Raw genomic sequence first — 18,812 nt, forward strand, 5'->3', positions numbered from 1 at the left:
TCAATAAGCAGAGTTGACAAGGTAGATGTCATCTTAGGTGACAACGGTTGACGCCTTACATCCATGCCCTAGAAGGATGTGGTTTTACGGCGCTGGTGATAAATGCTATGAAAAAACTCATTCCAACTCATACTACAGCCGCTCATACAACAAACCCTTACTTAGGGTATAGCCGTCAGGAGTGTCGTCAATTATTGGCTAACAGTAATATTGAAAGTATTGCTTTTGGACACTGGCTTGCGATTCCTAGCCAGCAGCTATTATTGGTCTTTAAACACCAACGCTGCGTAGCCACTGATGACTACTCAAAAGTCGCTTAATAGGGAATCAACATCAGAGCACCTCGTACCACTGTTACAAGCACAAAAAAGCCTTTTACCTTTAATGAGAGTCAATAAAAGATAAAAGGCTCGCTACTGACCCAAGGCTTAGAGCTATTCAGTAATCGATGCAACCGGCGCGACTACGTCTGCATTTTGACCGCGGTGACGCAAGTAATGATCGAGTAATACAATCGCGAGCATCGCCTCAGCGATAGGCGTCGCTCTTACTCCAACGCAAGGGTCATGACGGCCTTTAGTGAGCATATCGATCGCTTCGCCATCGGTGTTTATACTTTTGCCAGGGGTGGTAATACTAGAAGTAGGCTTGAGCGCGATACTGACGCTAATATCTTGCCCAGAGGAGATACCGCCCAAGATACCGCCAGCATGATTGGCAGTAAAGCCATCCGGAGTCATCTCATCGCGAGATTTATGACCGAATTGACCGGCGACCGCCATACCATCACCGATCTCCACACCTTTCACCGCATTGATGCTCATCATCGCATGGGCAATCTCAGCATCTAGGCGATCAAATACCGGCTCACCAAGCCCGACCGGTACGCCGCTTGCGACAACCTCAAGCTTAGCACCGCAGCTGGTGCCCGCGCGTCGCAGACTATCGATTAAGGTTTCAAAGCGCGATACTGCTTCGCTATCCGCGCAAAAGAATGGATTGCTATTGACGAATTCCCAGTCGATTTGGCTTGGATCAGTGACTTGGCTGTACTCATTACCAATCTGCGTCACATGCCCATGAATCTGTATACCTAAGCGCTCAGACAGATACTTCTTAGCGATAGCGCCTGCGGCCACACGCATGGCAGTCTCGCGAGCTGAAGAGCGCCCGCCGCCGCGATAATCACGAAAGCCGTACTTCATACTATAAGTATAATCGGCATGACCGGGGCGGAAAGTATCTTTAATGTCGCTATAGTCTTTAGATTTTTGATTGGTATTACGGATCAGTAAGCCAATAGAAGTACCCGTCGTTTTACCTTCAAAGACGCCAGAGATGATCTCGACTTCATCGGGCTCGCGGCGCTGGGTTGCGTACTTAGAAGTCCCAGGCTTACGGCGATCTAGATCAACTTGCAAGTCCTCGCTAGATAATGCCATACCTGGCGGCACCCCATCGATGATAGCCATCAGGCCAGCCCCATGCGACTCTCCGCAAGTTGTGACACTAAAGAGTTTTCCTATACTATTACCTGCCATGTCTATCCTTCAATACTCAATGCTATTAATATTGGGCTACTGTCCATCTTACGCTTTTGGCTTCACTTACCTCTTTACTGGTAAAAGGTGCTGATTATTGCACTTGATGACTCTCTAAAAGCTGTACATAATGGGCAAATGACTCACGGTGCTCTAACAGGTCATCATAAGTGATCGCAAAGATACCGTGACCGCCATGAGCGAACTTTAACCAATTAAACTGAATATCAGGATAAGCTTGCATCAGTGCCCATTCACTATCGCCAACCTCACAGACGAGTAGACCTTCTGGCGTCAAGTAATCAGCGGCGTCAAATAATATTTTATGCACTAGATCTAAGCCGTCTTGACCGGCGGCTAACGCATGATCAGGCTCATATAGAAACTCAGGCGGCAAGTCAGCCATGATTGCCGCATCAACATAAGGCGGGTTAGTGACAATAAGTTCGTACTGATTGTCGCTTGGCAGCTTAGCAAACAAATCAGATTCAATCACATTGATTTGATGCCCCAGATCATGATGATCGACATTGACCATCGCCACCTCAAGCGCGCCTTTATCGATATCAGCGGCGTCCACCAAAGCATCGACAAAACGTGTCGCAAGCGCAATAGCAATACAGCCAGAACCGGTGCACAAGTCTAAGATACGCTCAGGCTGTGTCAACTGCTTCATGTCAAGGCCGTGCTCGAAGAACTTAGTGGCTGACTCGCCTGCATCCATAGCGTTTATGCTGCTGATACCAATCGGCTTGGCAAGCTCATTGACATCGAAATATGGATAGAACTGCTGACGGATCATCTCAGCTATTGGCGAGCGCGGGATAAGCACACGCTCATCCACATAAAAAGGTAAATCACAAAAATACGCTAAATTGATCAAATAACTAAGCGGCTTACGTTGAATGATACGCGCTTCTAATAGCTCTAGCACCGCTTGCTTCTCTGAGGCAGTCAGACGGCAGTCTAATATTTGCTCATTTGCTGACCAGTCAAGCGACAAAGAGTGCAAAACAATAGCAGAAGCCTCAGCGAATTCGTCGGTCGTACCTTGCGCTACTACCACATCATAGTTCCGCAATTGCGTCACACAAAAACGAATGAAATCGCGAATCGTCACTAATTGCTGACGCGCCTCTTCAAGCTCACTATGAAAATTAGCAAATTCGCTATGATCGGTGTCTTCAGCATTTAGCTCATGTCCATCTAGATCATGACCATCATAGTCATACTGATTTGGATTTTGCTGCTGAAAGTCTTCTGCGCTCATTATCTGCTCGTCTGACATACGGCCTCTTTTATGGTTTGTTTGATAGCGTTAAGGTTTGTTGATAGCATAAAATTATTGGTTTCGATTTAAAGCATTATAAACTTAAAGCGAATATGACGCCAATCAATCCTACAACTGATAATAGCAAATCCCCGGTTGCACTCTACTCAGACGAACTGCACTTCTAGAGCAATCATGTTATGATAGAAGCATGCTTAGTATAAGTTGCATTAATAGTACCTGACTCGAAAGCACCTTACTCGCTTCTTGCTAAGCGTCTGTTTTGCGCAATATACTCTTTATATTATGACTCAATCCTCTCTCCCTAGTCATTAAAGCGTCAACGCCTGACGTCTGTCTGCTCATTACTACAAAAAGAGGGGTTAAAAGTTTGCGAAGCGTCCAGATAATGCGCATAATACTTCCATAATAACCACCACATTGTGACCCTTTATGATGAAAATAAAACCTATTGTAACTGCAATCTCTATTGCCACGCTGAGTCTTAGTGCCACTGTCTTTGCTGCACCGACAGACAATACTCGTACTTTGCCTGTAGACAATCTGCCAGATATCGACAGCTTATCTGGTATCAATCTAGAAGAGAGTCGTAGCAGCTCAGTTGCTAGTGATGCGCGTAACACTTTGCCGAATAACGACTCAGCAACCAATGCTCAGCCGCAAGTGAGTACGCCGGCAGCCTCTGATAGAATGGGACAACTGATTAACAGTAAACGCGCCGCTCAGCCTAATATCGGGACTGGCATAGCTTCTAACGACATAGCTTCTACAGACATCGCTGCTAACAACACAGCATCTAACGCTGTTGCCGCTGATAATATGAGCGTAGAAGAGCTCACCCGTAAAGACCAGCAGTCTGATACGACTGATGATATCAGTGACGGTCAGGCTCTAGCAGGCCCTAGTAGTGCGGCAGCGGACACCTCAAATTTTGAAGTCACTAATAGCGCACAGCTCCAAAACATCGGCGATGAGTCTGCTATCAAGAGCATCGAGGATAAGAATGGTAAGAGATATACCACGCTAGATTTATCCAATTATGCCAAGCAAGTCAATGGCTCGACTTGGTCGCCCAACATGAACGTCAACTCAGCGATGACGATTAAATTGCAAGCGCTTCTCGACTGGAACCATGCTTCACCAGGCCCTATCGATGGTGGTTGGGGTATGAATAGTAAAAAGGCGCTCGTCAACTTTCAAAACATGAAAGGTCTGCCTGCTACTGGTAAAATGGATCAAAAAACTTGGGATGCTCTTAACAAAAACATTCCTGCCAATAAGCCAGTACTAGTCACTTATACCATTACTGAAGATGATGTAAATACTAATTTTGCTAGATTGCCATCTGGCTCTGAGGCAAAGTCAAAAGTCAAAGGCCTTTACTATCAAGACATCAAAGAGATGTTAGGCGAGCGCTTCCATATGGATGTACGCTATCTCGATAAGTTAAACAAAAACAAAACGTACAAGGCGGGCGAGACCATCACCGTATTAAACAATCGTGAGCCTCTCAATCAACGTATCAACCGTATGGTCGCCAATAAAGCGGATAAAACGTTATACGCTTATAACGGTGATAAATTAGTTGCCACTTATCCGACGACCATCGGTAGTGCGAGCACCCCTTCCCCGCAAGGCAGCTTTAAGATTATCAATAAAGTCAAGATGCCATGGTATAAAGCGACCGTTGGCAAAGGTGACGATAAGAAAGTACATATGCTGCCGCCAGGACCTAATAGTCCTGTAGGCGTGGTATGGATGGGACTATCAAAACCTTCTTATGGTATTCATGGCTCACCGAAGCCTGAGGGCATCAGTCGCCAAGCCTCGGCAGGCTGCGTGCGTTTGACCAACTGGGATGTGCTAGAAGTCTACGCCAATATCGAAAATGGCGCGACAGTTGAGCTACAATAACGACTGAGCTACGAGCGTATATCTGACGTCAAAAACAGTCTTAACAAAAATAAAAAAGCAGCCTCCACATAGGCTGTTTTTTTATTTAAATCATAACGTTTAGACCCAAAGCCCTTGCTAAGTCTACAAGCTAGACTGCCCTCCAAACACATCTAAGCTTTATAGCCTTTAAGCCTTATAGCCTTCCTCATTACCAGTGATGCTGCCTATTTTTTTGGTAAAAAATAAACCGACTGGAATAGCGACTAGTAGTCCTATGACTATGGCTATTTGAATATGCCGTATCTCGTTAAAGCCGGTTACTAAAGCGGCGATCATCAGTAAGCCGACGATGACAGTAGCTGCCATAGAGTAAACAACAGAAAGTAGTGGCCAGTTCATAGTCTAATCCTTATATTTTGTGTGGGTATAATTACTTTATACCTTAAACCCACATAAAAAGTAAGTCTTTATTATAACCAGCAAAGCCACCAAAACTAGGCGACTAATCGCTAAAACCATGCTAATATTAGGGAGTTATCTAGCGTATTAAAAACAATTACTTTACCGCTTGCTCTGCTACTCAAAGCTCGCTTGTTGCAAAAATCTATACTTCCTCCCCTATTTGTCTTTACAATAGTGATTTTCTTCTTACCTTTGAGAAAGTCCAATACTATGACCGCTAACCCTGCTAGCCGCTCTAATGACTCTGATAGCTCTAATAAATCTGACAACAAGAACGCTCAAGAGCCTGCATCTACCCCTAATAGTAATGATAGTAATTTTGATAATAGTGTCGACGTCGACGACGCTGGCGAGCATGCTGATAACAACGAGTCCTTAGAGTCTGAAAGTGAAGAGATAAATACCGTAGAAGCAGGACATCATCATTCTGACGCGAAAGTGACGATGACGGCTATTAGCGAAGAAGTGGTTGTCGCGACGGTTGAAGATATCACACCTGAGATGGCGCAAGCTCAAGCTGTCAACTTAGAAGCTGCGGACTTTAGCATTTCTAACGTCAGTTTTTCTAACATCGACTTTGCTCACTTGGCAATGGCTGACTTAGTATTTACTAAAGCCAACAGTGCCACTGTCACTGCTAATACCCAAGCAGCTGATGAAAACGCCCTTACCGATGACTCAGGAACTAGCGCCCATGGCGACACTGCTGATGTCGATAGTAACCAGTCTGATGAGCAAGCGATGTGTGTTGATGAAGCGTATATAGAAAACAGTGAGACAGCAAAGGTATCCGGCAACACAGACGCTAGCAATATAGATTCTAAGCAAAGCGAGAACGACTCTAAGAGTACTGCAGAGGAAGAAAACGCAAAAGAGGAAGTACAAGAGAAAAAAGAAGCCAAGCTTGAGTCTTATAAGCAGTTTGTCGCTGAACAGTTTAGTAACCAAAAAGTCGATTATCCAGAAGTACGCGTCAAAATCGAGGCCAATGCCCTACCGAGTAAGATGTATTTTATTATGAACATCCTCTCGGCCATTATCGCAAGCTATGGCTTAGTGACTAATTCTGCAGCGGTTGTCATCGGCGCGATGCTAGTGGCGATGATGTTAGGACCTATCACTGGCGTGGCGCTCGCGATTATTGACCACCGTATGCCGCTACTGTGGAAGTCGCTATTTACGGTCATCGCGGGCGTCTCTTTAGTGGTGCTCGTAGGCTTTTTGATCGGGCTGCTGCATAACGATCAACCGCTGACCGCTGAGATTTTATCGCGTACTCAGCCCACTTCTATGGACTTAATGATTGCGCTAGCTGGCGGCACAGCTGGCGCGTATGCAATGGTATCACCACATCTATCGGTCGCGGTCGTAGGCGTCGCGGTAGCCACCGCTTTGGTGCCTCCTCTAGCGGCAAGCGGTATTTTATTCGCTCATAGCGAGATGCAATTAGGTCTTGGGGCGCTATTGTTAGCTATTACTAATATTATCGCTATTCAATTTACCAACGCTTTAGTGCTCTGGCTACTTGGCTTTCGCCGCCTAGTCGATGATGATTATCAATCAAACACTTATCTGACTTTTTTACGCCGCAATGCAGTGACCTTATTACTACTTGCCGGACTCGGTACTTATTTGACTATCAATCTACAAACCAATGCTAAGCAGCAAGTCTTTGAGAGCAGCACTAAAGAGGCGATAAACAGCTATTTTATCGACAAAGGCAATGTACTGACCAACACTCAATTTGAGACCTCGAATGAGAACCAAATCGTGCGCGCTATTATTCGCGGCGAGACGACTCCTAGCTCTTACGATGTCCAGCAAATTGAGGCGCTCATCACCGCTGATATGGTAGAGAACTTTCCGGAGTATCTACCCATTAAGCTACAACTGCGCTACCTACCTGTACAAGTCATTGAAGCCAATCCATTAGTTACCGATAAACTAGATAAGACAGACGCGGCCATCTTGACCAATTAACGACTGTTTATGACTGCTAGTGTATTAGCCCTCACAGTGACTATTTGCGAATGTTCAACGAGGGCGGTATGTGCTAAAATCGCGGGCAAATTTAATATTCTATAACTATCTTAAAACCATTTTTTGTAAGGAGCCGCTGTGAGCCAGCCATCTCAAACAGCCGAGATTCGTCAAGCTTTTATCGATTTTTTTATAAGCAAGCAGCACACCCCTGTCTCCTCATCGAGCCTTATTCCGCATAATGATCCTACTTTACTGTTTACCAACGCCGGTATGAATCAGTTTAAAGAGACTTTTTTGGGGATGGAATCGCGTGATTATACGCGCGCGGTCACTTCACAAAAATGTGTGCGGGCAGGCGGTAAGCACAATGATTTAGATAACGTCGGCTACACCGCGCGTCATCATACTTTCTTTGAGATGCTCGGTAACTTCTCTTTTGGTGATTATTTTAAAGAAGCCGGTATTGCTTATATTTGGGAGTTTTTGACATCGACTGAATGGCTAGCTATCGACAAAGACCGTCTCTACGTCACTATTTATGAGACTGACGACGAAGCTTTTGATATCTGGCACACTAAGATTGGCCTGCCAGCGGAGCGTATTATCCGTATCGGCGATAATAAGGGCGCCCCTTACGCCTCTGATAACTTTTGGACAATGGGTGATACCGGTCCTTGCGGCCCTTGTACCGAAGTCTTTTATGACCATGGCCCTGAGATTGAGGGCGGCTTGCCTGGTACGCCTGAGGAAGATGGCGACCGCTATATCGAGATTTGGAACTGCGTGTTTATGCAGTTTAATCGCCAAAAAGACGGCACCATGCTGCCACTACCCGCCCCTAGTGTCGATACTGGTATGGGACTTGAGCGCATTAGCGCTATTATGCAAGGCGTGCATGGCAATTATGAAATCGATTTATTCAGCCACTTGATGGACGCTGCGGCAACTATTTTAGAGATTGACAACGAGCAGCAATCCTCACTAAAGGTGATTGCTGATCATATCCGTGCCGTATCCTTTTTGATCGCTGATGGCGTGATGCCAGGCAATGAAGGCCGCGGCTACGTGCTGCGCCGAGTTATTCGCCGAGCGGTACGTCATGGCAATAAGCTTGGCGCTGAGAGCGGGTTCTTTTATAAGATGGTAGCGCCTTTAGTCCGTGAAATGGGCGATGCTTATCCTGAGCTAAAAGACAAACAAAGCCTCATTGAAGCCGCTATTCAAAAAGAAGAAGCACAGTTTGCCAAGACCTTAGCCCAAGGCTTACGTCTGCTCGCCAGCGAGCTTGAGAGCTTAGAAGATGGCGATATTCTCTCTGGTGCTGCCGCTTTCAAGCTCTATGATACTTACGGCTTCCCGCTTGACCTCACTGCAGATATTACCCGTGAGCGCGGTATCAGCATCGATGAAGAAGAGTTTGACGAACAGATGCAAGCGCAGCGCGATCGCGCTCGTGATGCTGGCAAATTCGATGTCGACTACAGTAGCGTCATCCAAGTTGAGACGCCAACTGAGTTCATTGGCTACGAGCAGCTCAGCGATGATAATGTCAATATTACTGCGCTCTATCAAGACGGTAATGCGATCGAGTCTCTAGCAGAAGGCAGCGAGGGCGTTATCGTCTTGGATCGTACGCCTTTTTACGCCGAAGGCGGCGGACAAGTCGGTGAGCTTGGCGAGATACGTAGCGAGTCTGGCGTCTTTAGCGTACAAGACACCAAAAAATCAGGGCAAGCCATTATCCATTATGGCGTCGTCAGCATGGGTACTGTTAGCGCAGGTCAAAGCGCAGAGGCGCAAGTGCTCTCAAGCATCCGTGCTGCGAGCGCTAAAAACCATTCTGCTACCCATCTGTTACACGCGGCTCTACGTCATATACTCGGCGATAAAATCAGCCAAAAAGGCTCGCTCGTCTCAAGTGAAGTGCTAAGGTTTGACTTTGCTTATGATAAGCCGGTAAGCCAAGCTGAGATTGCGCAAATTGAGCGTTTGGTTAATGAGCAAATCCAAGCCAATACGCCAGCTTGTATAGAGAACATGGCTATTGATGAAGCCATGGAAAAAGGCGCGGTGGCGTTATTTGGTGAAAAATACGGTAACGAGGTGCGCGTACTCACCATGGGCACCGAGATGACTATCGATGGGAATAACCAACCCTTCTCTATTGAGTTATGCGGCGGGCTACACGTGCAGCGTACCGGTGATATCGGCCTATTTAAGATCACTGGTGAATCTGGTATCGCCGCTGGTATTCGCCGTATTGAGGCGCTCACTGGTATGGGCGCTGTCAAGTATGTTCAACAAAATGATCAGCAGCTAGCGACTCTTGCCGGACAACTCAAAGTTAAGCGTCCACAGGTTGCCGCGCGCGTACAGACCATGGCAGATAAGCAGCGCGATTTAGAAAAGCAGCTCGAGCGCTTGCAACAAAAGCTCGCCAGCAGTCAAGCGGCAGATTTATTGAACGAGGTGCAAACCATCAAAGATACGCCTGTACTGGTCAGCACTTTGAGCGGTATTGACGGTAAATCTATCCGCCCCTTAATGGACGATATCAAGTCCAAGCTTCCTGATGCCATCATCGTATTAGTCGGTGATAAAGACGAGCAATTAGCACTCGCTGCGAGCGTAGCGAAGTCGATGACTGCGCAGATTAAAGCCGGTGATATCATTCGTCACTTGGCAGGTGAGCTTGGTGGCAAAGGCGGCGGTAAGCCTGACTACGCGCAAGGCGGCGCGCCAAAATCTGGCAATACTCGCGCTGTGTTAGAGGCACTACCCGCTTGGATCGAAGCTAAATTAAGTTAAGCTCAATTAAGCTAAGTTAGCTCGTTTCTATAGTAAAACGCTTAACTTACATCTGATTTGTATTTGACAGATGGCAGTTGGTTATAGCATTGATAATTAATTACCATGTATCAAAGCGGCATGGCGACTTAAATTTGTGCTTTGATTATGGTATAAAGGTCAGCGTTCAAATATTAATTGACTCTATCACTATGCACGGTCATTAAAATACGATTGGATTTAATGGACACTTATAGTTGATAGAGGATGCAGAATAGGTAAAATCTTATGGCGTTAATAGTACAAAAATACGGCGGCACCTCAATGGGCAGTATTGACCGCATTAAGAACGTCGCCAAACGCGTCAAACGCTGGCATGATAACGGTCACCAAGTCGTCGTCGTGGTCTCAGCGATGAGCGGAGAAACCAACCGCCTCATCGATTTGGCACGTCAAATCAGCGCTCAACCTGATCCTCGTGAATATGATCAAATGGTCTCCACTGGCGAGCAAGTGTCGATCTCATTACTTGCTATGGCCATTCAGGATCTAGGTATTGGCGCGCGCTCAATGACCGGTCGTCAAGTCGCTATCAAGACCGACACCTCACATAATAAAGCCCGTATCGAGAGCATCGATGATGAAAACATCCGCCAGCAGCTAGATGCCGGTAATGTCGTCATTGTGGCAGGTTTCCAGGGTATCGATGAGCACGATAATATTACCACTCTCGGACGCGGCGGCTCAGACACCACAGGCGTCGCTATCGCAGCTGCCCTAGGTGCTGATGAATGTCAGATATATACTGATGTTGACGGCGTCTACACTACCGATCCACGCGTCACTTCAAAAGCTAAAAAACTTGAAAAAATAACTTTTGAAGAGATGCTCGAGATGGCAAGCCTTGGCTCCAAGATTTTACAGATTCGCTCAGTAGAGTTCGCCGGTAAATACGGTGTGCCCTTACGAGTGCTATCGAGCTTCGATGACAATAACGATGGCAGCTTTGACGATGATTTTAGAGATAACGTGGGCACCCTAATTACGATAGACGAAGGAGACAGTATGGAACAGGCAATTATCTCAGGTATCGCCTTTAACCGTGATGAAGCAAAGATTGTGGTACGCGGCGTCCCTGACCACCCCGGTATTGCCTCAGCTATTTTAAGTCCGATTGGAAATGCCAATATCGAAATCGATATGATTGTGCAAAACCTATCGGACCAAGGTACCACTGACTTCACCTTTACTGTCAACCGTACTGATTTAGATAAAGCGATGGCAGTGCTAAACGATGAAATCAAAGACGACATCGGTGCCAAAGAGATATTAGGTAACAGCGAAGTGGTCAAAGTATCTTTGGTCGGTGTGGGTATGCGCTCACACGCAGGGGTTGCAAGCTTGATGTTCCAGACCTTAGCGGAGAACAACATCAATATACAAATGATCTCTACTAGCGAAATCAAGGTCTCCGTCCTTATCCAAGAGCAGCACTTAGAAAAAGCAGTTAAATCCTTGCACACAGCATTTGGCTTAGATCGTGAAGACGGTGAGAGCAAAGTTGCTGGACAATAGGTTCTAGCATAAATTCTAGCTGTTTTTTTATTTATCTGCGCTTAACCGCTGATATTTTGCTAAACGGCTAAAATAAGTTTTAATATACAAAATGACAGAACCTATCAAGGTTCTGTTTTTTATGACTATTATACTCATAATTTCCATAATAGCGCTGCTTGCTTACTCTTTTATTGGCGCTAAATAGTCACAAGACTTCGGCTTTATCCAGTAGTATTGTTAAAATCCGTGACAGTACGGTCTATGGGACTTATAATGGGGCGTTCATTTGGGCAAAATGATACCTATAGTTATTGACCCTGTTTATCTTGTTTTAGACGGTATAATTACTTGTGAATTAAAACCTTAAACAGCTCGATACTGGTTCATTCAGTGATATTGAGTAATTGAGAAGTCATATGATAAGTAATCGTTCTTTACTGCGACATAAGGAGTGTGACGCATGTTAATTTTAACTCGCCGCGTTGGCGAAACTTTAATGATTGGTGATGAGGTCAGTGTTACTGTGCTAGGCGTCAAGGGTAACCAAGTACGCATAGGGGTTAACGCGCCAAAAGATATCGCGGTACATCGCGAAGAGATTTACCAGCGTATCCAGCAAGAGCGCACGGTACAATCACAGATGCAACATCTCGAGCAAGGCAACTTTGCGCCCTCTTTTGATGACGAAGACTATTTTAATCGTTAAAATAGAGCTTTATCGTTTATAGCAGACCCGTTACGGCTGCTCTGCCTATAAGCGCTTACTCTTTGTAATTTTAATCTTTTTGAGGTCATTTACTATGAGCATCCGCCAATCCGACGTCTCGGCTTTATTGAATGGTTTGAATAAAAAAGCCATAGGTTTTAACGATGTTATCAGCTTTATTGACGATTTTTATCGTTATTCCCCAGCGCCGTTTGTCAATGGTATGCAGCACAATGCCGCTGGCGAAAACGAAGGTAGTGCCAAAGTCTTTGGCTTTGCTAAGCATCATGGCCTAAACCAGCTAGATACCCTTAAACTATTTGGTGAGCATTATGAAAAAGTGCTAGCCACACCTAAGGGTACGGATCACGCCAATATCCGCAATTTCTTGCATTGGGGTTGGCAAGGATTTTTGATGCAAAAAAATCCTTTAACGCTACGTCCGACTGTCGATACCACTGCTTTGTAAGCTTAGTTCTAAAAGTTTAGTTTTATAAAATAACAGCATAGACCAAAAAATCCACGCTATGATCATAGTGTGGATTTTTGCTTTTAGGGCGTGTCCCTATTTTAAAAATGGTGATAAAAATGAGATAAATTGCAGGCAAACAAGGAAAATAGCGCAGGTAATATCAAGATATTGACCAGCTATTTGACACCGTTTGCCAAAGATTTAGCCATTTTTAGCCCATTTAGTCATAAACGCTTGAATTAGGGACACGCCCTAATATTACGCATTATTGATCGCGGAATTTTACCGGTTGGATCGCGCCTTTAGGATTGGGCATATTAGGATAATGATGTTCGTGCTCGACATCGCATTCCGCGCCCACGATACTGCCGTCGTCTTTGATAGGCTTATGAATAAAGCCGACACGCTCGGAGGGCTCTAGATGCTCGTGCTCCCACATCATCACCGCTTGCATACACGTTTCGCGCTGCTCAGCGCTTAGCTTACGGCCATCTGGCCATTTACCAATCTCAATGGCTACTCGGAATTTATCTACTATCTCCGGGGTCAAACTGGCTAGTACTGTCTCTTTATTCATCTTCACTCCTCTTCTTTAGCTATCTGTAATCTGTCTAAAATTTAGTGACTCGATCGGTGTTTGTATCTATCTGCTCAGGGGTAGTACTTTGAGCATCAGCCTCAATAATATGGTGGTCAGTACTTTGTATCTCTACGCTTTCTATCTCTATGCCTTCTATCTCAATGTCATCATCGTCATCGCTATCGAGACTGAACTCTTCGGCATGTACGTTCCAATGCAGCTTAGTACGGCAAGCTTCATAAAACTCAAACCCTGGTGGATGCAGCAAAGTTAGCTTATCAGGATGTTTACGGATATATAAGCGTTGATCCTGCTCAATAGGTACGCTAGGTTTACCGTCAGCGCTGACCATTGGCTGAGTGCGATTGTCCTCATGAATGCGAATACAGACCTCACTACTACCACTGACCACGATAGGCCTGCTTGAGAGCGTATGTGGATGCATCGGTACCAGACAAATCGCATCCATGCTAGGATGGATAATAGGCCCGCCACCCGAGAGTGCATAGGCTGTCGAGCCCGTCGGAGTCGCGGCAATGAGTCCATCACTGTGCTGACGATAGACGTCTTGACCGTCAATTTTCATTTGAAAGTCAATCATGTGTACCGACTTGCCCGCATGCAGCACAATGTCGTTGAGCGCCATATCTTCATGCAAGATATTGTCGCCTTCGCGTATCTCCATCGTCAGCAAAAACCTATGATCGAGCTGATAGTTCCCCATTAATACTTGCTTTAATTTAAAGGCAACCTCATTGGGCTTCACATCTGCCAAAAACCCAAGACGACCGCGATTGACCCCAAGCACAGGAACCCGGTACCGCGCCAATGCCTCAGCGGCATGTAAAATAGAGCCATCGCCGCCGACGACAATCACTAAGTCACAAATCTCACCGATCAAACTGCGCTTGACGATTTTTACCTTTTCGATATCTACTAAATTTAAAGTCGGTAGATTGGCGGTTTGCACATCCATAATCAGCGTTAGATTCATCTCGTTGACTGTGCTTGCCACTTGAATGAGACTCTCAATAACGCTGCGCTTGCCGGCACGGCCCATCAGACCAATGCGGCGAAAGGCTGGGTTTTTGATGGCGTGAAACAGTTCTGATTCGTGCAAGTGTGGCAATCGGGCTGACTGCGCTGAGTTTTCCATAAAGCGACTCGACAAACTTAAAGAAGTGCAAAGGTAAGTGATGCATGACATCGACTTTTTATAATTAACAGCATCGAAAGAGGGTTTTTAGATGACAACCCACAAACTTAAAAAGTCTAATGCTGATTTAGTCATAAACTATCAAGCTAATGATAGCGATAAATAAAGCGTTAAACTAGCATGTTTTACCAATCATCGTTGTTAACTGTCGTAATCGACCCCATCTATAAAAGGTTAGACGCTCACTTTAGCTGAATGATTTGTCTTAAATGACCTTTTTAAAAGGGCTTTTATTGACCGACTTAACCATTAGCTGATTTGCTGTGATTCATTTTTACTTATAGTTAGTAGCGCTGTTTTAGCGCTCAGTAGTGCCTTCTTGTGACTGCTCGCTAACCCTTAGCAATAAGCAGAGGATATCAAGGCTAAGCCTTGATATGAGTCACGCAAAGACAGTTGACAATAATCCCGGTTTTGCTAAAGTAACGTTGATTTATACTATTTTATATTAAGGATATATGTATGGCTAATCCTATTGTCAGCCGCGCAGAATTTGCGGTCGGCGGCGAGCCTATGACCGTTAAAGGTGTCATCCAAAAGACCAGTATGTTACTTGGGCTGGCGGCTATCACGGGCGTAGGCTTTTTCTTTTATGCTCTTATGGCAGGACTGTCACAAGGTTTTATCACTATGGCCGCTTTTGGTAGCATGTTTGCCGCCTTTGGCTTAGCTGTTTTTATGACTTTTAAACCCAAAAAAGCCAAAACCTTAGCTGTCCCTTATGCCCTACTCGAAGGTATATTTTTGGGTGGTATCTCGCTATTCTTCATGCGTATGTACCCAAGCGTACCTGTCACTGCTATGTGCGCAACCTTCGTCACCGCGGCAGTGATGCTAGGACTTTATCGCTCTGGTCTGGTGAAAGTCACACAAAAGTTCCGCTCGATTGTCACCTCAGCACTTATTGCTATTATGCTCGTTTACGTGGCGCAGTGGATACTATCTCTAGCCTTTGGCTCAAGCCTACCTTTCTTGTTTGAAGGCGGCGCTATTGCAATCGGCTTTAGCTTGTTTGTCATTGTTATTGCTTCTTTTACCCTCCTCCTTGACTTTGATAATATCGATCGCGGCGTAGCAGCGGGTATCTCTGAAGACTACGAGTGGTTATTTAGCATCGGTATCCTCGCAACGCTTGTGTGGATGTATATCGAATTTATGCGTCTGCTAAGCTACTTACAAGACTAGTGTTAAGGCTATTTGCTACTCATCTTTTAAAAATAAAAAACCGCCTGTTATATTTAGCAGGCGTTTTTTTTGCTCAATGTTCATGCTATTGTTTTGCTTGTAGCCTAGCCTTTAAGCCCGTTTCAGACGTAGAGCGTTAAGTACCACTATCAAGGAGCTTAGCGACATACCGATTGCAGCAAGCCAAGGCGGCACATAACCAAAGATAGCTGGCAGCAGGACAATGCCGTTATAGCCTAATGCCCAGCGAAAGTTTTGTTTGATAATGCGCTCGGTCTTATCAGCGATGCGCTTAGCCGCATTAATACCTTCGACTTGACCATTTAAAATAATGCTATCACTAGACACTTGCGCCAGATCAGCGGCGCCAGCGATAGACGTAGACACATCAGCGGCAGCGAGCACGGGCGCATCATTGATACCATCACCGACCATCAGTACCACTGCGCCTTTACTTTGTAGCTGCTGGATGTGATTGACTTTATCCGTAGGCGATAGGCCATTATAAGCGGCGCTCATCCCTAAGGTGTCCGCTATAACTAAAGCTTGCGGACTAGGGTCGCCTGTTAGCATCACTGACTCTATTCCTAGCTGCTTTAGAGAGTCCAAAGTCGCTTTGGCGCTATCACGAACCTTATCATTGAAATAAAAGCAGGCCAGTGCTTGCCAGCTAGGCACAGTATCTTCGGAGCTTTTAGTTAAAGACTGACAAGATAGAACCACCGCTGAGCTGGCTCGATGGGCTATCAAATCGATATTTAGCGACTGAGCACTGCTGCTCGTATCGTCATGGGCAGCGTCCATAGCGAAATCAGCATGACCGATCCGATATAAAACCCCATCGACTATCGCTTCAACGCCGCCTGCCGGGTAATGTTGAAGGTTTTGGGTAGTTGGCAGGTGTAACTGATAGGCCGCCGTCAGCAGCGCGTGGGCAATCGGATGGCGACTGCCCACCTCTAGCGCAGCCGCTATCGCTAATAGACTATCTTGCGAGTCGGCATGAGCTGATGCTTGAGCGTTTAACAGCTCAATACTTAATAAATTGGGCTTACCGTAAGTCAGCGTACCTGTCTTATCAAATGCCACGTGGGTAATCTCAGCCAAAGTTTGCAGCGTATGACCACGGGTGGTCAAAAATCCATAGCTTGCTAGCCTATTGGTCGCTACCGTCAGCGCAATAGGCGTTGCCAAGGATAATGCACAAGGACAAGTGGCGACTAACACTGCGACAGTGGCCCAAATGGCTAGACTAGGATCTACGATATACCAACCAATGAACACTAAGACCGAGAGCAACAAAATACGCGCGACAAACCAACGTGCCAGCTTATCGGCTTGCTGCGCAAGCTTAGGCTTCTCGCTCATAGCACGGTTCATTAGCCGGTCGATCAGTCCCATTTGACTGTCTTCTGGTAAGGCCGTCACTAGCATCTCAAACGGCTGACTGTCATTTTGCGCGCCGCCAAGGATGTAGTCGCCTTGACGCTTGATAATCAGGTCGCCCTCGCCGGTCAGCAGGCTTTGTGAGACGGTCGCAGTTGGACTCAGCAAGATACCATCGCTGATGATCTCCGCCCCTGCCTCGATCATGATAATATCGCCCACTTGCAGACTTTGAGCGGTGACCATGGACTTATCAGCGGCATGTAGTTCGGTTACCGAAGCCGCGGATTGTTGCCATGCGGCAGCAATCTTTTGCGTCAGTGTGTGGACATTAGCGTCCATATCTTGCATAAAGTTAGGTAACGGACTGGCTTTTAGATTGGTACTGATATCATCATTGGTATCAACCGCATTATTAATATCGCTGGCTACTAACGGTGCGACGTCAGCTTGGCTTTGCTGGTTTAAACGCTCTAAAATTAGCGCAGCCGACGCCTTATCTTCAGCGATTTTTTGGACTAAAATTGGCTCAACCACGACCAGATCATTGGCCATAGTCGCCGCTTTTAGCCGTGCATTATGCTCAATGTAGCGCCCAGCTAATAAAAAGAAAATGAACATACTTACTGAATCATAGTAAGTCTCGCCTTGTCCGGTCACGGTGGCATACATGCTAGCGAAAAACGTGACGATTAAAGCGACACTGACCGGCACATCCATATTGACTTGACGCGCACGAATCGCCGACCATGCTGAGGTAAAAAACGGCACGCCAGCATAAAAGAAAACAGGCGTGCTGACAAATAACGACACCCAGCGCAAAAAGTCGCGCTGAAAGACCAGCATATCGCTATATTCACCAAAGTATAGCGCTACTGCATACATCATCGCTTGCATAGCACCGAGAGCCGCGATACCGAGCCTGAGCAGCATCTTATTATTGTGCCGGGCTAGCATCGCCTCATGGGTATCTTGGCGATAAGGTTTGGCGTCGTAACCGATTTCATTGATCACCGCTAAGATACGGCTAATGGGCAGCTTGTTTTCATCCCAGATAATACGCATGCGCTGATTGGTCAAGTTGACTTGGCATTTATCCACGCCATCAATCTCATAAAGCCTTGACTCAATCAGCCAAGTACAAGCCGCGCAGCGCAGATTATTGACTGACAGCTCAGCGACTGATAGACCTTCTTGCGCGTAGACAAACTGCGACTTGATCTCATCATGATCATAAGCTTCAAGCTGCGTTAACTGAGTGGGCAGGCTTGCGGTACGGTTAATCTCTGAGCGATCAAGATAATACTGCTCAAGCCCTGCTTCTACGATACTCTCAGCTGCCAACTGACAACCCATACAACACATCTCACGCGCCTCGCCTAATATCTGTGCGTGAAATGGCGGCTTAGGTACTGGATCACCGCAATGAAAACAGTGCCCAACCTGCGGCAGCACTAGCCCTTGGGTGATGGAACTATCGTCATACTGAGAATGGGACACAGACGAGGATGAAAAAGAAGGGGACATGATTGCTCTTATTAATGACCGGCTTATTGTTAGAGGACATTACTTTATAAAATCAGCTTTTGGTAAAACTATCTTATCGTCAATCTAATCATAGCCGTACGCTGTTATTTGGGAATTACTATCTAACTAATGTTGCTTATACCTTGCTCAAAACGGTGCTTAATTCATATAAAAAACATAGTGAGACTCACTATAAGTCGTTATCTTATATGGCAGTGATATT

13 protein-coding genes and 1 pseudogene are annotated in these 18,812 nt (G+C 45.9%); 8 read left to right on the forward strand and 6 right to left on the reverse strand.

Annotation, left to right across the window (positions count from 1 at the left end):
- Positions 1-47: 47 nt before the first annotated feature.
- The gene (locus AAEY83_RS10215; RefSeq protein WP_351059019.1) at positions 48-320 is read left to right on the forward strand and encodes a hypothetical protein; all 273 of its coding nucleotides are present in this window, start codon (positions 48-50) and stop codon (positions 318-320) included.
- A gap of 114 nt (positions 321-434) precedes the next feature.
- Here AAEY83_RS10215 and aroC read toward each other — a convergent pair whose 3' ends face one another.
- Positions 435-1,541: a chorismate synthase gene (gene aroC / locus AAEY83_RS10220; RefSeq protein WP_025647006.1), complete on the reverse strand. Its 1,107-nt coding sequence runs from the start codon at positions 1,539-1,541 to the stop codon at positions 435-437.
- A gap of 94 nt (positions 1,542-1,635) precedes the next feature.
- Positions 1,636-2,829, reverse strand: a complete 1,194-nt coding sequence (prmB, locus tag AAEY83_RS10225; protein WP_025647007.1) for a 50S ribosomal protein L3 N(5)-glutamine methyltransferase — start codon at positions 2,827-2,829, stop codon at positions 1,636-1,638.
- A 435-nt stretch (positions 2,830-3,264) separates the two neighbouring features.
- On the opposite strand from prmB, the gene AAEY83_RS10230 reads away from it, so the two are divergent.
- On the forward strand, positions 3,265-4,746 hold the full coding sequence (locus tag AAEY83_RS10230) for a L,D-transpeptidase family protein (RefSeq protein ID WP_037059811.1): 1,482 nt from the start codon (positions 3,265-3,267) through the stop codon (positions 4,744-4,746).
- A 168-nt stretch (positions 4,747-4,914) separates the two neighbouring features.
- Here AAEY83_RS10230 and AAEY83_RS10235 read toward each other — a convergent pair whose 3' ends face one another.
- Entirely contained in the window at positions 4,915-5,127 is a 213-nt protein-coding gene (locus tag AAEY83_RS10235; RefSeq protein WP_025647008.1) for a hypothetical protein, read from the reverse strand.
- Positions 5,128-5,400: 273 nt separating this feature from the next.
- Here AAEY83_RS10235 and AAEY83_RS10240 point away from each other — a divergent pair, with 273 nt between their 5' ends.
- From AAEY83_RS10240 to AAEY83_RS10260, 5 genes and pseudogenes are all read left to right on the forward strand, one after another.
- Positions 5,401-7,170: a TIGR00341 family protein gene (locus AAEY83_RS10240; protein ID WP_025647009.1), complete on the forward strand. Its 1,770-nt coding sequence runs from the start codon at positions 5,401-5,403 to the stop codon at positions 7,168-7,170.
- A gap of 138 nt (positions 7,171-7,308) precedes the next feature.
- Complete coding sequence (gene alaS / locus AAEY83_RS10245; protein WP_025647010.1) at positions 7,309-9,981, forward strand: alanine--tRNA ligase; 2,673 nt, start codon at positions 7,309-7,311, stop codon at positions 9,979-9,981.
- Positions 9,982-10,248: 267 nt separating this feature from the next.
- Positions 10,249-11,535 (forward strand): aspartate kinase, encoded by a 1,287-nt coding sequence (locus tag AAEY83_RS10250; protein ID WP_025647011.1) that lies wholly within the window; start codon positions 10,249-10,251, stop codon positions 11,533-11,535.
- A 442-nt stretch (positions 11,536-11,977) separates the two neighbouring features.
- A pseudogene (gene csrA / locus AAEY83_RS10255) lies at positions 11,978-12,145 on the forward strand (carbon storage regulator CsrA); the annotation flags it as partial.
- Between the two features lie 172 nt (positions 12,146-12,317).
- Positions 12,318-12,692, forward strand: coding sequence for a HopJ type III effector protein (locus AAEY83_RS10260; RefSeq protein ID WP_037059813.1), 375 nt, complete (start codon positions 12,318-12,320; stop codon positions 12,690-12,692).
- A 268-nt stretch (positions 12,693-12,960) separates the two neighbouring features.
- Here AAEY83_RS10260 and AAEY83_RS10265 read toward each other — a convergent pair whose 3' ends face one another.
- Together AAEY83_RS10265 and AAEY83_RS10270 are read right to left on the reverse strand one after the other, a co-directional pair.
- Entirely contained in the window at positions 12,961-13,272 is a 312-nt protein-coding gene (locus AAEY83_RS10265) for a YeaC family protein (RefSeq protein WP_025647014.1), read from the reverse strand.
- A 34-nt stretch (positions 13,273-13,306) separates the two neighbouring features.
- Positions 13,307-14,431 (reverse strand): NAD(+) kinase, encoded by a 1,125-nt coding sequence (locus AAEY83_RS10270; RefSeq protein ID WP_227501951.1) that lies wholly within the window; start codon positions 14,429-14,431, stop codon positions 13,307-13,309.
- A gap of 522 nt (positions 14,432-14,953) precedes the next feature.
- On the opposite strand from AAEY83_RS10270, the gene AAEY83_RS10275 reads away from it, so the two are divergent.
- Positions 14,954-15,676, forward strand: coding sequence for a Bax inhibitor-1/YccA family protein (locus tag AAEY83_RS10275; RefSeq protein ID WP_025647016.1), 723 nt, complete (start codon positions 14,954-14,956; stop codon positions 15,674-15,676).
- Positions 15,677-15,787: 111 nt separating this feature from the next.
- Here AAEY83_RS10275 and AAEY83_RS10280 read toward each other — a convergent pair whose 3' ends face one another.
- The gene (locus AAEY83_RS10280; RefSeq protein WP_037059815.1) at positions 15,788-18,589 is read right to left on the reverse strand and encodes a heavy metal translocating P-type ATPase; all 2,802 of its coding nucleotides are present in this window, start codon (positions 18,587-18,589) and stop codon (positions 15,788-15,790) included.
- Positions 18,590-18,812 lie beyond the last annotated feature (223 nt).

It is taken from the genome of Psychrobacter sp. TB20-MNA-CIBAN-0197 (genome assembly GCF_040309765.1).
Classification (GTDB): Bacteria; Pseudomonadota; Gammaproteobacteria; order Pseudomonadales; family Moraxellaceae; genus Psychrobacter; species Psychrobacter submarinus.